The 16,311-nt window shown below is 66.5% G+C and carries 15 protein-coding genes and 1 pseudogene; 8 read left to right on the top strand and 8 right to left on the bottom strand.

The genetic code is table 11. The annotated features are described in order from the left end of the window. Positions 1 to 39: 39 nt before the first annotated feature. Positions 40 to 1,173, bottom strand: coding sequence for a DNA polymerase III subunit beta (dnaN, locus tag GVV75_RS04975; protein WP_159624299.1), 1,134 nt, complete (start codon positions 1,171 to 1,173; stop codon positions 40 to 42). A gap of 638 nt (positions 1,174 to 1,811) precedes the next feature. Next, positions 1,812 to 3,425: a chromosomal replication initiator protein DnaA gene (gene dnaA / locus GVV75_RS04970; protein ID WP_159624297.1), complete on the bottom strand. Its 1,614-nt coding sequence runs from the start codon at positions 3,423 to 3,425 to the stop codon at positions 1,812 to 1,814. A 246-nt stretch (positions 3,426 to 3,671) separates the two neighbouring features. On the opposite strand from dnaA, the gene rpmH reads away from it, so the two are divergent. The 8 genes from rpmH (at position 3,672) to GVV75_RS04930 (ending at position 9,643) form a co-directional block, all read left to right on the top strand. Continuing rightward, the gene (gene rpmH, locus GVV75_RS04965; RefSeq protein ID WP_017177846.1) at positions 3,672 to 3,809 is read left to right on the top strand and encodes a 50S ribosomal protein L34; all 138 of its coding nucleotides are present in this window, start codon (positions 3,672 to 3,674) and stop codon (positions 3,807 to 3,809) included. A gap of 4 nt (positions 3,810 to 3,813) precedes the next feature. After that, positions 3,814 to 4,179, top strand: coding sequence for a ribonuclease P protein component (rnpA, locus tag GVV75_RS04960; RefSeq protein WP_268891760.1), 366 nt, complete (start codon positions 3,814 to 3,816; stop codon positions 4,177 to 4,179). Continuing rightward, on the top strand, positions 4,176 to 4,481 hold the full coding sequence (gene yidD, locus GVV75_RS04955) for a membrane protein insertion efficiency factor YidD (RefSeq protein WP_159624293.1): 306 nt from the start codon (positions 4,176 to 4,178) through the stop codon (positions 4,479 to 4,481). The genes rnpA and yidD overlap by 4 nt, the downstream gene beginning before the upstream one ends. A 63-nt stretch (positions 4,482 to 4,544) precedes the next feature. Beyond that, positions 4,545 to 5,735, top strand: coding sequence for a membrane protein insertase YidC (yidC, locus tag GVV75_RS04950; RefSeq protein WP_159624291.1), 1,191 nt, complete (start codon positions 4,545 to 4,547; stop codon positions 5,733 to 5,735). Between the two features lie 56 nt (positions 5,736 to 5,791). After that, positions 5,792 to 6,391: a Jag family protein gene (locus tag GVV75_RS04945; RefSeq protein ID WP_159813775.1), complete on the top strand. Its 600-nt coding sequence runs from the start codon at positions 5,792 to 5,794 to the stop codon at positions 6,389 to 6,391. A gap of 2 nt (positions 6,392 to 6,393) precedes the next feature. Next, positions 6,394 to 7,065, top strand: a complete 672-nt coding sequence (gene rsmG / locus GVV75_RS04940; RefSeq protein ID WP_159624287.1) for a 16S rRNA (guanine(527)-N(7))-methyltransferase RsmG — start codon at positions 6,394 to 6,396, stop codon at positions 7,063 to 7,065. A gap of 103 nt (positions 7,066 to 7,168) precedes the next feature. After that, positions 7,169 to 8,179: a ParA family protein gene (locus tag GVV75_RS04935; protein ID WP_159624285.1), complete on the top strand. Its 1,011-nt coding sequence runs from the start codon at positions 7,169 to 7,171 to the stop codon at positions 8,177 to 8,179. Positions 8,180 to 8,185: 6 nt separating this feature from the next. After that, complete coding sequence (locus GVV75_RS04930; protein WP_159813773.1) at positions 8,186 to 9,643, top strand: ParB/RepB/Spo0J family partition protein; 1,458 nt, start codon at positions 8,186 to 8,188, stop codon at positions 9,641 to 9,643. Between the two features lie 338 nt (positions 9,644 to 9,981). On the opposite strand, the gene GVV75_RS04925 is transcribed toward GVV75_RS04930, so the two are convergent. From GVV75_RS04925 to GVV75_RS04900, 6 genes and pseudogenes are all read right to left on the bottom strand, one after another. Continuing rightward, positions 9,982 to 10,935 (bottom strand): D-alanine--D-alanine ligase family protein, encoded by a 954-nt coding sequence (locus GVV75_RS04925; RefSeq protein WP_159813771.1) that lies wholly within the window; start codon positions 10,933 to 10,935, stop codon positions 9,982 to 9,984. 9 nt (positions 10,936 to 10,944) lie between these two features. After that, complete coding sequence (locus tag GVV75_RS04920; RefSeq protein ID WP_159813769.1) at positions 10,945 to 12,252, bottom strand: aminotransferase-like domain-containing protein; 1,308 nt, start codon at positions 12,250 to 12,252, stop codon at positions 10,945 to 10,947. Positions 12,253 to 12,500: 248 nt separating this feature from the next. Further along, positions 12,501 to 13,934 (bottom strand): threonine synthase, encoded by a 1,434-nt coding sequence (thrC, locus tag GVV75_RS04915; RefSeq protein WP_159813767.1) that lies wholly within the window; start codon positions 13,932 to 13,934, stop codon positions 12,501 to 12,503. Between the two features lie 295 nt (positions 13,935 to 14,229). After that, a complete protein-coding gene (trxA, locus tag GVV75_RS04910) occupies positions 14,230 to 14,556 on the bottom strand; it encodes a thioredoxin (protein WP_159624275.1) in 327 nt (108 codons plus the stop codon). 47 nt (positions 14,557 to 14,603) lie between these two features. Then, positions 14,604 to 15,530 carry a thioredoxin-disulfide reductase gene (trxB, locus tag GVV75_RS04905; protein WP_159624273.1) on the bottom strand — a complete coding sequence of 309 codons (927 nt, stop codon included), beginning with the start codon at positions 15,528 to 15,530 and terminating at the stop codon, positions 14,604 to 14,606. A 79-nt stretch (positions 15,531 to 15,609) separates the two neighbouring features. Further along, a pseudogene (locus GVV75_RS04900) lies at positions 15,610 to 16,311 on the bottom strand (hypothetical protein); the annotation flags it as partial.

Genomic DNA, 16,311 nt, shown 5'->3' with positions numbered 1-16,311 from the left:
GAGGATGGCGCGAGAACGTTGTCGGGGCCTCGCGCCGGGTCAGGCGCCGAAGCGAATCGGCATGATGAGGTAACGGAAGGAGGAGTCCTCCTCGCCGCCGATCGCGCTCATGCCGGTCAGGACCGCGGGCTTGGAGGCGTGCGTGAAGTCAAGGCGCACATAGGGGTCGGAGATAGCGCCGAGGCCGTCGAGGAGGTATCCCGGGTTGAAGGCCGTCGCGATGTCGTCGCCCTCTAGGTGCGCCACGATGCTCTCAGAGGCCTGGGCGTCATCACTCTGACCGGCCTCGAGAGCGAGGGTCCCTTGGGTGAACGACATGTGGATCGGGGTGGAGCGCTCGGCGACGAGGCTGACGCGCCGCACCGCGGCCATGAGCTCCTCACGTCCGACGGTGGCGTGGATGAGGGTCTGCTCGGGGAAGAGGCGCAGCACCGGGGGGTAGTCGCCGTCGGTGAGCAAGGAGGTCGTGCGGCGCCCGCCGGCCTCGAAGCCGATGAGGCCCGAGGAGGTCCCGCCGCCGTCGGACAGGGCGAGGGTGACATCTCCGGAGGAGGTGAGCGACTTGGCCACGTCGGACAGCGTGCGCGCCTTGAGCAGGGCGGTGGTCTCCAAGGAGGAGTCCGACGGCGTCCAGGTCATCTCGCGCACGGCGAGCCGGTAGCGGTCGGTGGCCATGAGGGTCAGGGCGTCGCCCTGGACGTCGACCTGGATGGAGGTGAGCAGCGGCAGGGTCTCGTCGCGGGAGGCGGCGATGGAGACCTGGGCGACCGCCTGGGCGAGGTCGTGGGCGTCGATCGTGCCGGCCACTTGGGGCATGGGGGGCAGCGCCGGGTAGTCGTCGGCGGCCATGGCCGACAGGGAGAAGCGCGAGGAGCCGCAGGTGACCATCACCTTGGTCCCCTCGAGCTCGAGGTCGACCGGCTTGGCGGGGAGGGCCTTGGCGATGTCGGCGAGTAGGCGCCCGGAGACGAGGACAACGCCCTCGGCCTCGATGTCGGCCGGCACCTCGCAGTGGGCGGAGACCTCGTAGTCGAAGGAGGCCAGGACCAACGTCGATCCGGAGGCCTCCAGTCGCACGCCGGCCAGGACGGGCACGGGCGGGCGGGCGGGAACGGAGCGGGCTGTCCAGGTGACAGCCTCCGCGAGGACATCGCGGTCGACCCTGAGCTTCACTATGGCCCCCTGAGGAGAGTGCGGACAGACAACATCGGCGAGTGTAGACGGTTTGCGCTCGATGCGCCTCGTGAGCCGAGCGCGGCGATGGGGTCGATCCTCCGGGCGCCCGGGCTAGGAGGCGGAGCGCCTCGTTGGCCGGGCTTGTGATTCGGGCTCGTGTAGTGGGTTGGTAGGTGTAGTAGGAGGTGTGGATCCTGTGGGAAACGGCATTACCCGCTGGCCACGGCTTGATGCGGATGTGGAACTACAAGGGAGTGGTTCGGTGCCCCGGGGCATGGCAGGGGTGGAGAGGCGCAGTGGCGCCCGGGTCCGAATCACAACTTGGCCCGGCGGGCGCCACAGACCGGGCAACGGCGTCCACCGCGTCGACGGCGGTGTCCACAGGCTTGTCCACAGGCGTGGATCACAATCAACCATCCCATGGATCACATGAGTCACACGGGCCCCACAGTCGTGTCAATCCCCGCTAAATCAAGGCAATCTCATGCCCGCCCCTACAACCGAGACCGGTCGAAATGACGATCGAGACCGGTTCAGAGGGCGCGGTAACGGCCTCAGCGCCCTCGTCCCCATGTGAGCCTGTGGATAGAGGACCGGTCTCGCTCCTATTTTCGACCGGTCTCGGCGAGGGGGTGTCAGGCCTGTTCCAGGGCCGCCTGCTTGATGCGGCTGGTCATCTCGGTGACCTGGTTGAAGGTGGAGCGGCGCTCGGCCATCTGCTGGCGGATCTTCTTGTCCGCGCTCATGACGGTGGTGTGGTCGCGCCCGCCGAACTCTCGGCCGATCTTGGGCAGGGAGAGGTCGGTCAACTCGCGGCACAGGTACATGGCGATGTGGCGCGCGTGGACGATGAGGCGCGAGCGGTTGGCGCTGCACAGGTCGTCGACGGTGATGCCGAAGTAGTCCGCCGTCTGCGCCATGATGAGGGAGGTGGTGATCTCCTCGCCGGCGGGGTCGGAGATGATGTCCCGCAGGACCATCTCGGCCAGGGTCTGGTCGATCGTCTGCTGGTTGAGCGAGGCGAAGGCGGTCACCCGGATGAGCGCGCCCTCGAGCTCGCGGATGTTGGTGGTCACCCGGGAGGCGATGTACTCCAGGACGTCCATGGGAAGGTCGAGCCCCTCGGCCCGGGCCTTGAGCGACAGGATCGCCATGCGGGTCTCGAGGTCCGGCGGTTGGACGTCGGCGAGCAGGCCCCACTCGAAGCGCGAGCGCAGGCGCTCGTCGAGGTTGTTCATGGCCTTGGGCGGCTGGTCCGAGGTGAGGACCACCTGCTTGCCCGCGGAGTGGAGGGCGTTGAAGGTGTGGAAGAACTCCTCGAGGGTCTGCTCCTTGTCCGCTAGGAACTGGATGTCGTCGACGAGCAGGATGTCGACGTCGCGGTAGCGGCGCTTGAAGGAGTCGAGGCTGCCGTTGTCGCGGTTGTCGCGCACGGCGGCGATGAAGTCGGCCGTGAACTCCTCGGAGTTGACGTACTTGATGCGCGTCGTGGGGTCGAGCGTGCGCGCGTAGTGGCCGATGGCGTGGAGGAGGTGGGTCTTGCCCAACCCGGAGCCCCCGTAGATGAACAGGGGGTTGTAAGCGCGGGCCGGGGCCTCGGCGACGGCGATAGACGCCGCGTGCGCGAAGCGGTTGGAGGAGCCGGTGACGTAGGTGTCGAAGGTATAGCGCGGGTTGAGGGTGGAGCCGTCGGGGCTCGTGGGCGCCGTGGCCGCGAAGGGATTGGCCCCGGTGCCCCCTGTCGAGGGCCCGCGCCCGCCTATCGCGAAGTCGGCGCGCCCCGTCACGAGGGCCGACGGCGCCGGCTGGGGAAGGGGGGCGCCCGACGGCGCCGACGGCGGGGAGAGGGTCGACGGCGCCGATCCGGGGTCGGCCACGGCGGTGGGGTGGACCGCCGATGGCGTGATGGGCGCTGGCGGGACTGGGGGCATGAAGGGGCTGCCGGGAAGACTCTGCTCGGCGCTCGGGGCCGACGGCGGGGGCGGGGGCACGGAGTCCCCGGAGGTATCGATCATGACCTCGAAGGGGACCTCCCTGCCCCAGGCCGTCATGAGGGCGCGGCCGATGGGGCCGCGGGACTTGTCGATGATGTCCTTGGCGAATGAGGAGCCTGCGACGAGGACCAGGGTGCCATCGACGTCGATGACCCCGGTCATGCGGATGATGGACACCTTGCCCTGGCCGAGCTCGCCCGAGGCCGCGAGGACCTCAAGAGCCGAGTGCCACTTGGTGACCGCGTCCTCGAGCACGTGGTTCTCCTGAGTGATGATGAACGTATCTGGACGACGAGCCTAGCGCGCGGGGGCGCCTTCCGCCGACGTGGCCCGTTTCTCACCCTCGAGCGCCACCGGGGTTTGACCCGTCAGAGCGCCGAAACGTATTGTGGTGCGGACGTTCGCGTGGAGTCACGCCCCCCATCCTGGGGCAGCCACCGCGAGCGACAGCGCCGCGATCCGCGTCGCGCTGTTCCACAGTTTCCGACCAGGAGTATCCCCGTGAGCAAGCGGACCTTCCAGCCGAACAACCGCCGTCGCGCCAAGGTGCACGGTTTCCGCAAGCGCATGAGCACCCGCGCTGGCCGCGCCGTTCTCGCCTCGCGCCGCCGCAAGGGCCGCGCGCGTCTCGCCGCCTGAGGTGATCCCGGCCGCGCATCGGATGCTGCGATCGGATGATTTCTCGATCGCGGTGAAGTCCGGTGCGCGCAGCGGGAGCCGCAGGCTCGTCGTTCACTACCGCGCCGGCGGGGCCGGGGACACCACTCCCGGACTCGTCGGCGTCGTGGTGCCGAAGAAGCAGGTGGCCAGGGCCACGCACCGCAATCGCATCAAGCGTCGCATCCGGGCCCTCATGCGGGCGCGGATCGGGGGGGTCGAGCCCGGCTCGCGGATCGTCATCCGAGGGCTCGCCGAGGCCGACGGCGCCACGAGCGCTGAGCTCGGCGTCGATCTCGATCGCGCGCTGGCCCGCTGCCGTGACCTGGCGGGGAGGGGACGACGTCGATGATCGACTCACCCGGTGCCCGTCCCTCACCCCCGGCGCGGGCCATGGCGGCCTGCGTGCACGCCTATCAGCACTGGATCTCCCCGGCGATCCCCGCCAGGTGCCGCTACTACCCGACTTGCTCGTCCTACGCCGTCGAGGCGCTGGGCGCGCATGGCGCTCTCAAGGGCCTCGCGCTGGCGGCCTGGCGGGTCCTGAGGTGCAATCCCTGGAGCAGGGGCGGCGTCGACCATGTGCCTGACCGGGGTCGATGGCGCTACCACTACCCACACGACATCCCCCGCTTCGAGCTCGAGAAGGGCTGAGCGGGAAGCGCCGGATTATCCGGCAGGCGGTTCCCTCCCGCCAGACGCATACAAGGAGTGCAGATGGACACGATACTGTGGCCGATCAAGGTGGCTATCGCCTGGGTCATGGTCTACATCCACAAGGCCCTGGTCGCCATCGGCCTGCCCGACGGGGCGGGCATCGCCTGGGTGCTGTCGATTGTCGGCCTGACGATCGTGGTCCGCCTGCTCATGATGCCGCTGTTCGTGCGGCAGATCCGCGCCCAACGGGGCATGCAACTCATGCAGCCCGAGCTCAAGGCCCTCCAGGAGAAGTACAAAGGCAAGAAGGACCCGGCCTCCCGTCAGCGGCTCCAGGAGGAGATGACGGCCCTCTACCGCAAGCACGGGACCAACCCCATGGCCTCCTGCCTGCCCATCATCGTGCAGATGCCGATCTTCTTTGCCCTGTTACGGGTGCTCGCGTCCCTGCAGAAGGTGGCCGATGGCTCCTACTCCCGCGGATCGATCGGCCCCCTGACCGCTGACCTGGCCGAGCAGGTGCAGAACTCTACCCTCCTCGGGGCGCCGCTGTCCTCGTCCTTTATGCAGGCCAACGGCAACCTGACGGTCCAGATCGTCTCCGTGATCCTCATCGTCGCCATGTCCGTGAGCCAGTGGTACACGATGGCGCAGATCAGCATCAAGAACATGCCGGACTCGTCCAAGACGGACGACAACCCGATGATGCGGACCCAGAAGATCATGACGACGGTGATGCCCATCGTGTTCGCGATCACGGGCATCAACTTCCAGATCGGCGTGCTCATTTATTGGCTGGTCTCCAACCTGTGGACCATGGGCCAGCAGTTCTACACGATCCACCGGATGCCGGCGCCCGGGTCGGAGGCGGAGCGCAACTACCGGGCCAAGCAGAACGCCAAGCGGGCCGCCAAGGGCCTGCCCTCCCTTGAAGAGGAGGAGGCTGCCAAGCGCGTCGCCGAGGCCGAGGCCGCCGGCAGGACCGGGGGGCAGCGCGTCCAGCCCGTGCGTAAGAACCGCCAGAAGAGGTCCCTGCCGGCCACCGTCGAGGAGGCCTATGCCGCGCAGGGCTCCGACGAAGGCGCGTCGGATGATGACTCGCGGGCTTCGACGACGTCGGGCTCGGCCAGGCACGGCGGGCTCACCGAGCAGGAGATCGCCCGGCGCCGTTACGAGCGCAAGGCCCGCGCCCGCCAGCAGGCGGCCGCCAAGCGCAAGGCCCAGGCGAAGAATCAGCGCAAGAACCGCTGAGCGAGGCCTCGGCCCACCCAGCATTGAACCCTCAGAAGCAAAGGAACGGACAGATCGTGACGGACAACACTGACAACGCGGTAGCGGCCCCGGCCGTTTCCAACACCGTCAAGCGCCTGGAGGAGGAGGGTGAGATCGGCGCCGACTACCTCGAGGAACTCCTCGACATCGCCGACCTCGGCGGGGACATCGACATCGACGTCGATCACGGTCGCGCCTCGATCGCCATCGTCGCCTCGGAGGAGGGCGATGAGCGCGAGCTCGCCGACCTCGTTGGCCGCGACGGCGAGGTCCTTGAGGCCGTTCAGGAGCTCACCAGGCTCGCCGTTCAGGCGCGCACCGGTAACCGCTCGCGCCTCATGCTCGACATCAACGGCTATCGCGCGGGCCGGCGCGAGGAGCTCACCAAGATCGCCGCCGAGGCCGTCGCCCGGGTCCACGCCTCGGGCGAGACCGTGTCCTTGGCGCCGATGAACCCCTTCGAGCGGAAGGTCTGCCACGACGTCGTCGCCGCGGCGGGGCTGGTCTCCGAGTCCGAGGGCGCCGAGCCGCACCGCCACGTCGTCATCATGCTGCCCGAGGAGGATGACGAGCCTGGCATCGACGACGCCGGCAGCGCTGACAGTGCCGAGAGCGCCGAGCAGGCCCAGGACTGAGCATGGGGCAGGATCAGGAGGACGCCGGGAGCGCCCTGGAGGATCAGTCCGCCGAGGTTGAGCGGCCGAGTGAGGAGATGCGCGAGATCTTCGGACTCGGCTTCCCGGCGGCGGAGCGCTTCGCCCAGATGCTGGTCGCCGAGGGCGAGTTGCGGGGCCTTCTGGGTCCTCGCGAGCTCCCCAGGCTCTGGTCCCGCCACCTCGTCAACTCCGCCGCTGTCGGCCCTTTCCTGCCCTCCCGGGGGACCGTGGCCGACGTCGGATCCGGGGCGGGTTTTCCCGGGATCATCATCGCGATCATCCGACCAGATCTAGAAGTTTCGCTTATTGAAACTATGGAGCGCCGCGTAGTCTGGTTATCAGATGTCGTCGAGGAGCTCGGCCTCGACAACGTGACGATTCACCGCGCCCGGGCCGAGGAGATGAAAGAGAAGTACGACGCTGTGACCGCGCGCGCCGTCGCCAATCTCTCCAAGCTCGTCCGGCTCACGGCGCCAATGCTCCGCCCTGGGGCGAGCCTCCTCGCCCTCAAGGGCGCCAAGGCGGACGATGAGGTCCGCGACGCCAAGTACGTCATTAAGAAGGCGAAGCTCCTGCCCGCTGTCGTCCATGAAGTCGTCACCGCTGGCGACGACGTGACGAAAGTCGTCCAGGTTCAGCGCCCACGTCGCTGAGTTCGCCTCGCGCCCACCAGTGGCTCGCGGTACTCCTGCCGTAGACTGACGGGACAGACGGTGCCCCTTGAGGTGCCGTGCGCCGTCGTTGGAGGAGGGCAGCGTGCCGGGATCCATCTTCGATCAGGTCCGAGCTGATCACTCGACACTGAGCGAGTTGGCCGAGGGCGGGTTTCAGCCACCCGAGCAGACCCGGGTGATCGCGGTGGCCAACCAGAAGGGCGGGGTGGGAAAGACCTCGACCGCCGTCAACGTGGCCGCAGCCCTCGCGGAGGCGGGGCTTCACGTGCTGCTCATTGACGCCGATTCCCAGGGCAATGCCTCCACCGCCCTCGGCGTGCCCCACGATGAGGAGCACGCTTCGATCTACGACGTGCTCGTGGATGGCATGCCGTTCAACGACGTCGTCGTCCAGACGCGCTTCGCCCCGACCCTCTACTGCCTGCCCGCCACGATTGACGTGGCCGCCGTCGAGATCGAGCTCATCAACACCTCGTCACGTGAATCCAAGCTTCGCCTCGCCCTTGAGGACTACCTGCGCTCCCGGTATGAGGACGGGCAGCCCCGAATGGACTACATCATCATTGACTGCCCCCCGAGCCTGGGCATCATGACGATCAATGCCTTCGTGGCCGCCAATGAGGTGCTCATCCCGATGCAGGCCGAGTACTACGCCCTGGAGGGCCTGGCGCTGCTCAGCCGCTCTATCGAGCGGATCGCGAAAATCCACAACCCCGCACTCGCCGTCTCCATGATCGTCCTGACCATGTTCGATGGGCGCACCACCCTCGCCAGGGACGTGGAGGCGGAGGTGCGGACCTACTTCCCCGACGCCACACTCGACACGAAGATCCCGCGCTCGATCCGAGTGGCGGAGGCCCCCTCCTTCGGCTCGCCCGTGGTGTTCTGGGATCCACGTGCCTCAGGCGCCATCGCCTACAAGAGACTCGCTTGGGAGATCGCCGACCGCGGCATCGCGGGATGGCAGACGCGGCGCGTGGTTCGTGAGGCCACCGAGGGCTCCCACAACCCCCAGGTCGAGGACGCGGGGATCACGGGAAACGTCAACAGCAACGACGCCGGCACGGCGGACAACAACTCCAAGGAGGCCTGAGCACAGATGGCGCAGAAGAAGCGCGGACTCGGTCGTGGGCTGCAGGCCCTCATTCCGGAGGCCCAGGCGGAGGCCCCCGTCAGGCGCCCCACGGACGTCTTCTTCCCCGAGGGGCGCGCCGCTCGCGCCGCCAAGGCGGACGACGGCGTGAAGGCGGAGATCGGCAACGAGGAGAAGCAGCCCGGCGCGGCGGAGGAAGCCACGGCATCCGGGCAGGCGGCACACACCTCGGCGGATATCGCCGCCACTCTTCTCGCTCCGTCGAAGAGAGCTTCGAAGAACGGGCGAAAGGGCTCTGGTAATCGGAGTCGGCAGCCCGTGGAGACCACGAGGGGGGTCGCGAGCGTCGCGGCGAAGAGGCCGGCGAGCGAGATCGAGAAGAAGGCGGAGAAAGCCGTCGAGGGTGTTTCACGTGAAACCGCTCAGAAGGACTCTGATCCTGGGAAGAAGTCGGTTTCACGTGAAACCGGCGCTCCCACCGTCGAGGCCTCTGATGTGGCGGACGCCCAGCCCAGCGATGTCCATGGCGCTGAGGCACAGGACGTGGTGACCGAGGAGGTCGCCGTCGAGAATGGTGGCTCGGTGGCGACGCCAGGTGAGAATGGTGATGGGCAGGGAGAGGACCCCAGCGGACTCGTCCCGGTCCCAGGGGCGACCTTCGCGGAGCTTCCCGTGGAACTCATCTCACCCAACCCGAGGCAGCCGCGACAGGTCTTCGATGAGGAGGATATCGAGGAACTCGCCTCATCCATCAAAGAGGTCGGACTCCTCCAGCCCATCGTCGTTCGACGCATCGATGATGAGGACGGCACGCGCTACGAGCTCATCATGGGTGAGCGCCGTCTGCGCGCCTCCAAGCATGCCGGCATCGAGACGATTCCCGCGATCGTCCGCTACACCGACGATCAGGACCTCCTCCGTGACGCCCTGCTGGAGAACCTCCACCGCGTTCAACTGAATCCCCTGGAAGAAGCCGCGGCGTATCAGGCACTCCTGGAGGACTTTGGCTGCACTCATGCTGAGCTCTCCCGGAGGATCGCGCGCTCACGCTCTCAGATTTCCAACACCCTGCGCCTCATGAAGTTGCCCGGCACCGTGCAGCGTCGGCTCGCCGCCGGAGTGCTCAGCGCAGGGCATGCCCGCTCCCTCCTTGGGCTGCCGGACCATGATGCGATGGAGACCCTCGCCGAGCGGATCGTTTCCGAGGGGCTTTCCGTGCGAGCCACGGAGGAGCTCGTCGCGCTTCACGATGAACCTGGCACCACTGCGAAGCCGAGTTCTGAGCGCAGTCGCTCACTTCCCCTCCCCGCGCTCTCCACCCGCCTCTCGGATGCCTTTGACACCCGGGTGAAGGTGGTTCGAGGCGCCAAGAAGGGAAAGATCACTATCGAGTTCGCGGGTGAGGATGATCTTGCCCGGCTGGTCGAGGCCCTCGCGCCGGGTACCTCGCTGGACGAGGTCTAAGGGCCGCCCGCCTCACCTGCCCAATCATCGCGCCGCCAATCCTCTCGATTGGCGGCGCGACTGTTTCACGTGAAACAGCGGACGAGGCGGGCAATATTGTGTATTACCCCGGAATCCGAGCAGCGGTGTTTCACGTGAAACACCGCTATTTCACGGGCGGAGGGGGCGGTTTCACGTGAAACCGCTCGATCCACGAGCACTTCGCCCCATGCCGCCGCGGCGGCCGTTGACGTGTTTCACGTGAAACGGTCCGGGGAGAGTTGAGATGACAGAAGCAAAATGATCGCCCCGACGCGCGTCGAAGCGCGTCGGGGCGATCAGGTGTCAGATGGGTGCCGTCAGAGCAGCGGTGCGTGCACGAGTGCGTCGTAGAGGCTCGGGAGGTCGCCATCCGCTTCGGCGGCGAGTGGGAAAAGGCTCGTCTCGGTCATTCCCGGAGTGACATTGACATCGATGAACCAGGGGGTTCCAGTCTCATCGAGGATGAGGTCGGTCCTGGAGACGTGACCGAGCCCCAACGTCGTGTGGACGACAATGGCGGTCTCCTTGAGCCGCTCAATGGCGGCCTCTGAAAGACGGGCGGGGACGAAGTACTCCGACCTACCGGGGTTGTAGCGGGCGTCGAAGTCGTAAGCCCCTTCGGAGAAGACTTCCACCGGTGGGAGCGCACGTGGACCTGAACCGGTGTCGACGACGGATACCGCGACCTCCGTACCGGCGACGTACTTCTCGATAAGCGCCCGCTCGTCGTAGGCGAAGCACCCCACCATCGCTGAGCGGAGATCATCCGCGTTCGAGGCCAGGGAGACGCCGAGCCCCGAGCCGCCCTGATTCGGCTTCACCACCACTGGCAGCCCGAGGTGATCGGTGACCATGCCAAGGACCTCCTGGGCGCCCATCTGGGCGAAGTAGTCCTTGGGGAGGGTGAGCGAGTCAGGGGTGAGAACACCTCCGGTGCGGACAGTGGCCTTTGCTGTCGGTTTGAATGAGGCACGCTGGCATCCGTCGGAGTGGGTGCCGACATAGGGAAGCTCAAGGCCGATGAGCACGTTTTGGAGGCCGCCGTCCTCCCCGTGTCCACCGTGAACCAGCGGCCACACAACATCAGGGCTGAAGGCGCGGAGTGAGGAGATCATTCGGGCATCCACGTCGAGGACGATGACGCTGTGGCCGAGGTGACGGAGGACTTGTGCCACGCGGTTCCCTGAGCGCTGGGATACGTCCCTCTCATGGCTGAGGCCGCCGGCGAGGACGGCGATGCGCAGGGGCTCGGGCGATGTCGCGATTGTCATGGAACTACCTCAGATCTGGTCGGGGGCGGGAGCGGATACGCCGGGGCGCGGCTCAGAGCGCGCCGGGCCGAACAACTGGACAAGCTCAAGATCGCGGGCCACGACTTCCGAGAGCCGGCGGACCCCCTCTCTGATCTCCTCCGGCTCGGGATAGCAGAAGGAGAGCCTGAGATGATCCTCGCCGGCTCGGCCTCCCGCGAAGAACGCGGTACCGGAGACATAGGCGACGAGATTCGTGACGGCCCTGGGAAGCATCTCCTTCGCATCCAGGCCCTCGGGCAGACCAAGCCAGACGTAGAAGCCGCCGTCGGGAGTGTTCCACGTGCAACCGGGAAGGTATTCCTCCAGGGCGGAGATCATGGCGTCCCTGCGGCGGCGATACATGCCGCGGAACTCGGAGATCTGGGCGCGCCAGTCGAACTGCTCGAGATAGGTGGAGATCGAGTACTGGCCCATGGAAGAGGGGCAGAGGATCGCTGCCTCTGAGGCGAGTTTCATCTTGTCCCGGACCGCTGGCGGGGCCACCGCCCATCCGACGCGATAGCCCGGGGCGAAGATCTTCGAGAAAGAGCCAAGGTAGACGACATCATCCGGGGCGAGCGTCTTCAAGGCCGTATAGGTCTGGCCCTCGAAGCCGAGAAGCCCATAAGGATTGTCCTCGACGATGAGCACATGGTGGCGGCGGCAGATCTCGATGATCTGTGGACGCCTCTCCTCTGAGAGCGTGACTCCCGCGGGGTTGTGGAAGTTGGGGAGGCAGTAGAAGAACTTCACGGTCCGCCCCTGACGCTTGAGTGACTCAATCCGCTCCTCCAGGGCCTCCGGGATGACGCCCTCAGCATCGATGGGGACCTGTTGCACGTCCGCCTGGTAGGTGGAGAAGATGGACAGGGAGCCGACATAGGTGGGCGCTTCCGCGAGCACCACATCTCCCGGATCGATGAACAGCTCGGTGATGATATCGACGGCCTGTTGGGATCCGGTGGTGATGATGACGTCTTCAGGATCAGCGTCGATCCCCTCCAGCGCCATCACCTCAGGGATCTGCTCCCGAAGACGGGGCAGTCCCTGCCCGTTGCCGTATTGCAGTGCCTTTCCACCATCTTTGCGCAGCATGGTCGCGGTGGCCTCAGCGAGTCGTTCCAGAGGCAGGTCTTTCAGATTGGGCATGCCGCCGGCGAGCGAGACGACCTCGGGGCGGGCAGCCACGGCGAACAAGGAGCGTGTCTCTGAGGCGCGCAGACCATGGGCGCGCGCTGCGTAGTTGTCGAGCCAGGGATCGAGCCGGTTCCCTTTCACATGCTGCGGATCAGTCACGTCATCGTCCTTTCCGGGCGGGCAGCCCTGCTGTGTTCCAAGTCTGCCACGTCCGGTGTTGGCCTCGTCCCCTCTCCTCCGGGTGAGCAGCGGGGCCGTGTTTCACGTGAAACACGGCCCCGGAGTGAGAGAGCAATGGATTGAGTACTCGATAGCGAATCGACTCGGCGGAATCGCTGTGTTTCACGTGAAACACCCTCGGGCTGTTTCACGTGAAACACGGCCCCTTGGAGTTGGGGTCTCCTGGCTCAGCCCCGATGCAGGGCTGAGCGCCTGATCAGCGCGCGCAGCTCATCCTCGCTGTTCGGGATCTCGATGACGTGCTGCTCCTTGCCGAGGAGCTCCCGCACAAACATCGGTGGTTCGGGTGCATCACCGAGAGCCTCCTCCACGGTCTCGGCGAACTTGGCGGCCAGGGCCGTCTCCATGACGAGTGTTGGGTATCCCTGTTCCATGTGGCGCAGGGCCACGGTGATGCCGTCAGCGGTATGAGGATCGATGAGCGCACCGGCCTCCGCATGGACGCGCGCGATCGAGGCAAGACGATCCTTGTGTGTTGACGTTCCGGAGACGAAGCCGAATTCCTCATGCATGTCCCGGAGGCGGTCGGTGAGATCGAGAGAGCCGGTCTCCTCCAGCGAGGCCCAGCGGGAGACGAACTCTTCCGGTCCGAGGAGTTGCCACACGAAGCGCTCCAGGTTGGAGGCGCGTGAGATGTCCATCGAGGGGCTTGAGGTCGCTAAGGTCTCGGCCGCTGAGCGCGGGCGGTAGACGCCGGAGGTGAAGAGGTCATCGAGGACGTTGTTCTCGTTCGTCGCCAGGATGAGCCGGCGGATTGGGAGGCCCATGCTCTTGGCGAGGTGACCGGCGTAGATATTGCCGAAGTTTCCAGACGGAACTACTACGTCCACGTGGAACGGTGCCCGCTCCTCTTCCGCAACGCCGTCGGAGGCTCGCAACCATGCCCAAACGTAGTAGACCGCCTGGGCGACGATGCGGCCGATGTTGATGGAGTTGACAGCGCCGAGGCTGTGCTCAGCCTTGAGGGCGGCATCGTTGCTGAGGGCCTTGACGAGCGCCTGACAGTCATCGAAGACTCCCTCAACCGCGATATTGTGGATATTCGGATCAGCCAGGGAGTACATCTGCGCGCGTTGCACGTCGCTCATCCTCCCAACCGGCGAGAGCATGAACACCGAGACCCCTTCCTGCCCGCGGAAGGCGTGCTCGGCGGCCGAGCCGGTGTCGCCGCTGGTCGCACCGAGGATGTTGAGGACCTTCCCATCGCGCGCGAGCACGTATGGGATCGCCTGACCCAGGAACTGCATCGCGAGGTCCTTGAACGCCATCGTGGGCCCCTCGGACAGCCCGACCAGCGTGAGGCCAGGAACGACGCCGTCGAGCGGTTTCAGTGGAACCACGGGAGTCGGGAATCGGTCGGCTCCATAGGCTGCCGAGACGATCGCGCGCAGATCGGCTTTCGGGATGTCGGTCGCGAAGAGGCCGATGACGGCCGCTGCCAGTGCGGCGTAGTCAAGAGAGCGCCAGTCCTCGAGGACGTCCACGGTGATCGTGGGAATCGTGGCGGGAACAGCAAGCCCCCCATCGGGTTCAAGTCCCATGAGGAGCGCTTCGGTGAAACTGACCGATGGTGCCTGGCCACGGGTGGAGATGAACTGCATGCTGCGCCTCGCTGGTCGAAGTGGGATGAGAGTCGCTCCCATCGTAGGACGATGGTGGTCGTCGAGGTATCAGCGCCCATCGCGCACAAGCTGTTTCACGTGAAACATCATGCCGCGATAAAAGGAGGACGCTTTTAAAATAGTAGGCGGCGCCGATTAATATTGGGCGGATGAAAGATATTCCGTATAGATAGCAGAATCGTGCCCCCCACCCCACGAGGGGCGGAGGGCACGGGGATCACGCGATGCTCAGGCAGCGCGGGCGGAGCGGCGAACGCTCCTACGCGGCCAGTCGTCAGCCGAGGGCCTTCTCGATCTCCTTGAGGAACGCCGGCTTGGGACGGGAGCCGGAGAACTGGTGGACGGTCTGACCGCCCTTGACGACGACGAACGTCGGGATGGAGGTGATGCCGAAGGACTGGGCGATTGACGGGTTCTCGTCGATGTCGACCTTGACGACCTTGACCTTCTCTCCGAGCTCATCGGCAACCTTGTCCACCACCGGGGCCATCTGGCGGCAAGGGCCGCACCAGGGCGCCCAGAAGTCAATGAGGACGGGAAGCTCGGAGGAGGCGACCTCGGCCTCGTAGGTGGCGTCGGTGACGGTGAGTGCGTTGGACATGAGATCTCCTAATGAATGGTCGATGAGAGTGGAGTGGAAACAGGTGGTCAGGCGGTGAGCGAAGCGATGTAGTGCTCAGCGTCCAGCGCGGCGCGACAGCCCGAGCCGGCGGCGGTGATGGCCTGCTGGTAGGTGGCGTCGGCGACGTCGCCACAGGCGAAGACCCCGGGGATGGCCGTGCGCTGGCTGGGCGCGTCAACGACGATGTAGCCGGCGTCGTCGAGCTCGAGGACGTCCTTGACGAGCTCGGAGCGCGGGATCTGGCCGATGGCGACGAACAGGCCCTCAGCGGGGATCTCGCGGCGCTCGCCGGTGACGGTGTCCTCCAGGGTGACGGACTGGAGGGAATCCTGCCCGCCCAGCGCGACGACCTTGGAGTTCCAGGCGAAGGAGATCTTCGGGTCCGCCTCGGCGCGAGCGGCCATGGCGGCGCTCGCCCGCAGCTGGTCGCGGCGGTGGACAACGGTGACGGAGGAGCCGAAGCGGGTGAGGAACGTGGCCTCCTCCATCGCGGAGTCGCCACCCCCGACGACGACGATCGGCTTGTCCTTGAAGAAGAAACCGTCGCAGGTGGCGCAGTAGGAGACGCCGTGGCCGGAGAGCCGGTCCTCGTCATCGATCCCGAGCTTGCGGTACTCCGAGCCCGTGGAGATGATGACGGTGCGAGCCTCGTAGACGGCGTCGTCCGTGGTGATGCGCTTGATGTCACCGGTCAGGTCCAGCGCGGTGACGTCCTCGTAGCGGATGTCCGCGCCGAAGCGCTCAGCCTGCTCCTGCATGTGGCTCATGAGCTCGGGGCCCATGATGCCCTCGTCGTACCCGGGGTAGTTCTCCACCTCCGTGGTGTTCATGAGGGCGCCCCCGGCCGTCACGGAGCCTGCGAGCACGATGGGGCTCAGCTGCGCGCGCGCGGTGTAGATGGCGGCCGTGTAACCGGCAGGTCCGGAGCCGACGATGACGACGTCGTGGATCATGACTCTCCTGTGTGCGAGAAATCGAGTAGCGGTAGTTGTTGCAACCAACGATGAAAACCGCTTGTTCCCGACCTCTCGCCTATCGAAGGGTGATCTCGGTGATAGTGGCCTTGTTCTTGCCGTCGTCGGGGGCCACCGGCAACTCGGTGATGACGATCACGATCGTGTCCGTCGTGGTGGCACCGAAGGAGAAGGACGTGGCCCCCGAGGTGAAGGGGCCCTCCGCCAGCAGGGTGCCCCCCTGGGGGTCCTGCGCGCTGGTGGCGCGGATCTGGACGTGACCGCCCTGGCCGGTCCCCTGGAGGCTGATCCCGGAGACGGGGGCGGCCTGCTTCAGGGTGACGGCGATGCTCACATTGCCCAGTCCCGTGGGCTGGTTCGCCCACTGGGTGTGCCAGTCCTTGGAGGTGTCCCCATCGACGAGGCGACCCTCGAGCTCGGGATGCTGGCCACTCAGGCTCTTCGCGCCGGTGATGGTGATCGGCGCCTGGGAGCCGGGCGCGTTCCCGCCCCGGCCGTCACTGCTGGGGGCGGCGGCGGTGGATGGCACCGTGCGCGCGGCGGGCACCTCCTTCTCCACGAGGGGCACGCCCAGGAGTTGGAGGATGTTGGTGATCGCGAAGTAGGCGACGACGAGCACGATGGCGAGTAGGCCGACGATGATGCCCGTCGAGACGCGGCTGTTCGTCTCGGCGTCGTCATCCTCCGAGTCGTCGTCGATGCGGGGCAGTGAGCCGGAGGTGTCGAGGGGCTCGAGGAGTGTCGGCGCGGGCCGGGCGGG

The sequence above is a fragment of the Actinomyces sp. zg328 genome, from assembly GCF_009829635.1.
GTDB lineage: Bacteria > Actinomycetota > Actinomycetes > Actinomycetales > Actinomycetaceae > Actinomyces > Actinomyces marmotae.
This window is presented reverse-complemented; position numbering and strand designations above follow the sequence as displayed.

Bases quoted from the DNA above. Each gene is read 5' to 3' on its own strand.
- GVV75_RS04925 (WP_159813771.1), bottom strand. From the start codon at position 10,935: ATGACAATCGCGACATCGCCCGAGCCCCTGCGCATCGCCGTCCTCGCC.
- yidC (WP_159624291.1), top strand. From the start codon at position 4,545: ATGGACACGATACTGTGGCCGATCAAGGTGGCTATCGCCTGGGTCATG.
- rsmG (WP_159624287.1), top strand. From the start codon at position 6,394: ATGGGGCAGGATCAGGAGGACGCCGGGAGCGCCCTGGAGGATCAGTCC.
- trxA (WP_159624275.1), bottom strand. From the start codon at position 14,556: ATGTCCAACGCACTCACCGTCACCGACGCCACCTACGAGGCCGAGGTC.
- trxB (WP_159624273.1), bottom strand. From the start codon at position 15,530: ATGATCCACGACGTCGTCATCGTCGGCTCCGGACCTGCCGGTTACACG.
- yidD (WP_159624293.1), top strand. From the start codon at position 4,176: ATGATCGACTCACCCGGTGCCCGTCCCTCACCCCCGGCGCGGGCCATG.
- thrC (WP_159813767.1), bottom strand. From the start codon at position 13,934: ATGCAGTTCATCTCCACCCGTGGCCAGGCACCATCGGTCAGTTTCACC.
- GVV75_RS04930 (WP_159813773.1), top strand. From the start codon at position 8,186: ATGGCGCAGAAGAAGCGCGGACTCGGTCGTGGGCTGCAGGCCCTCATT.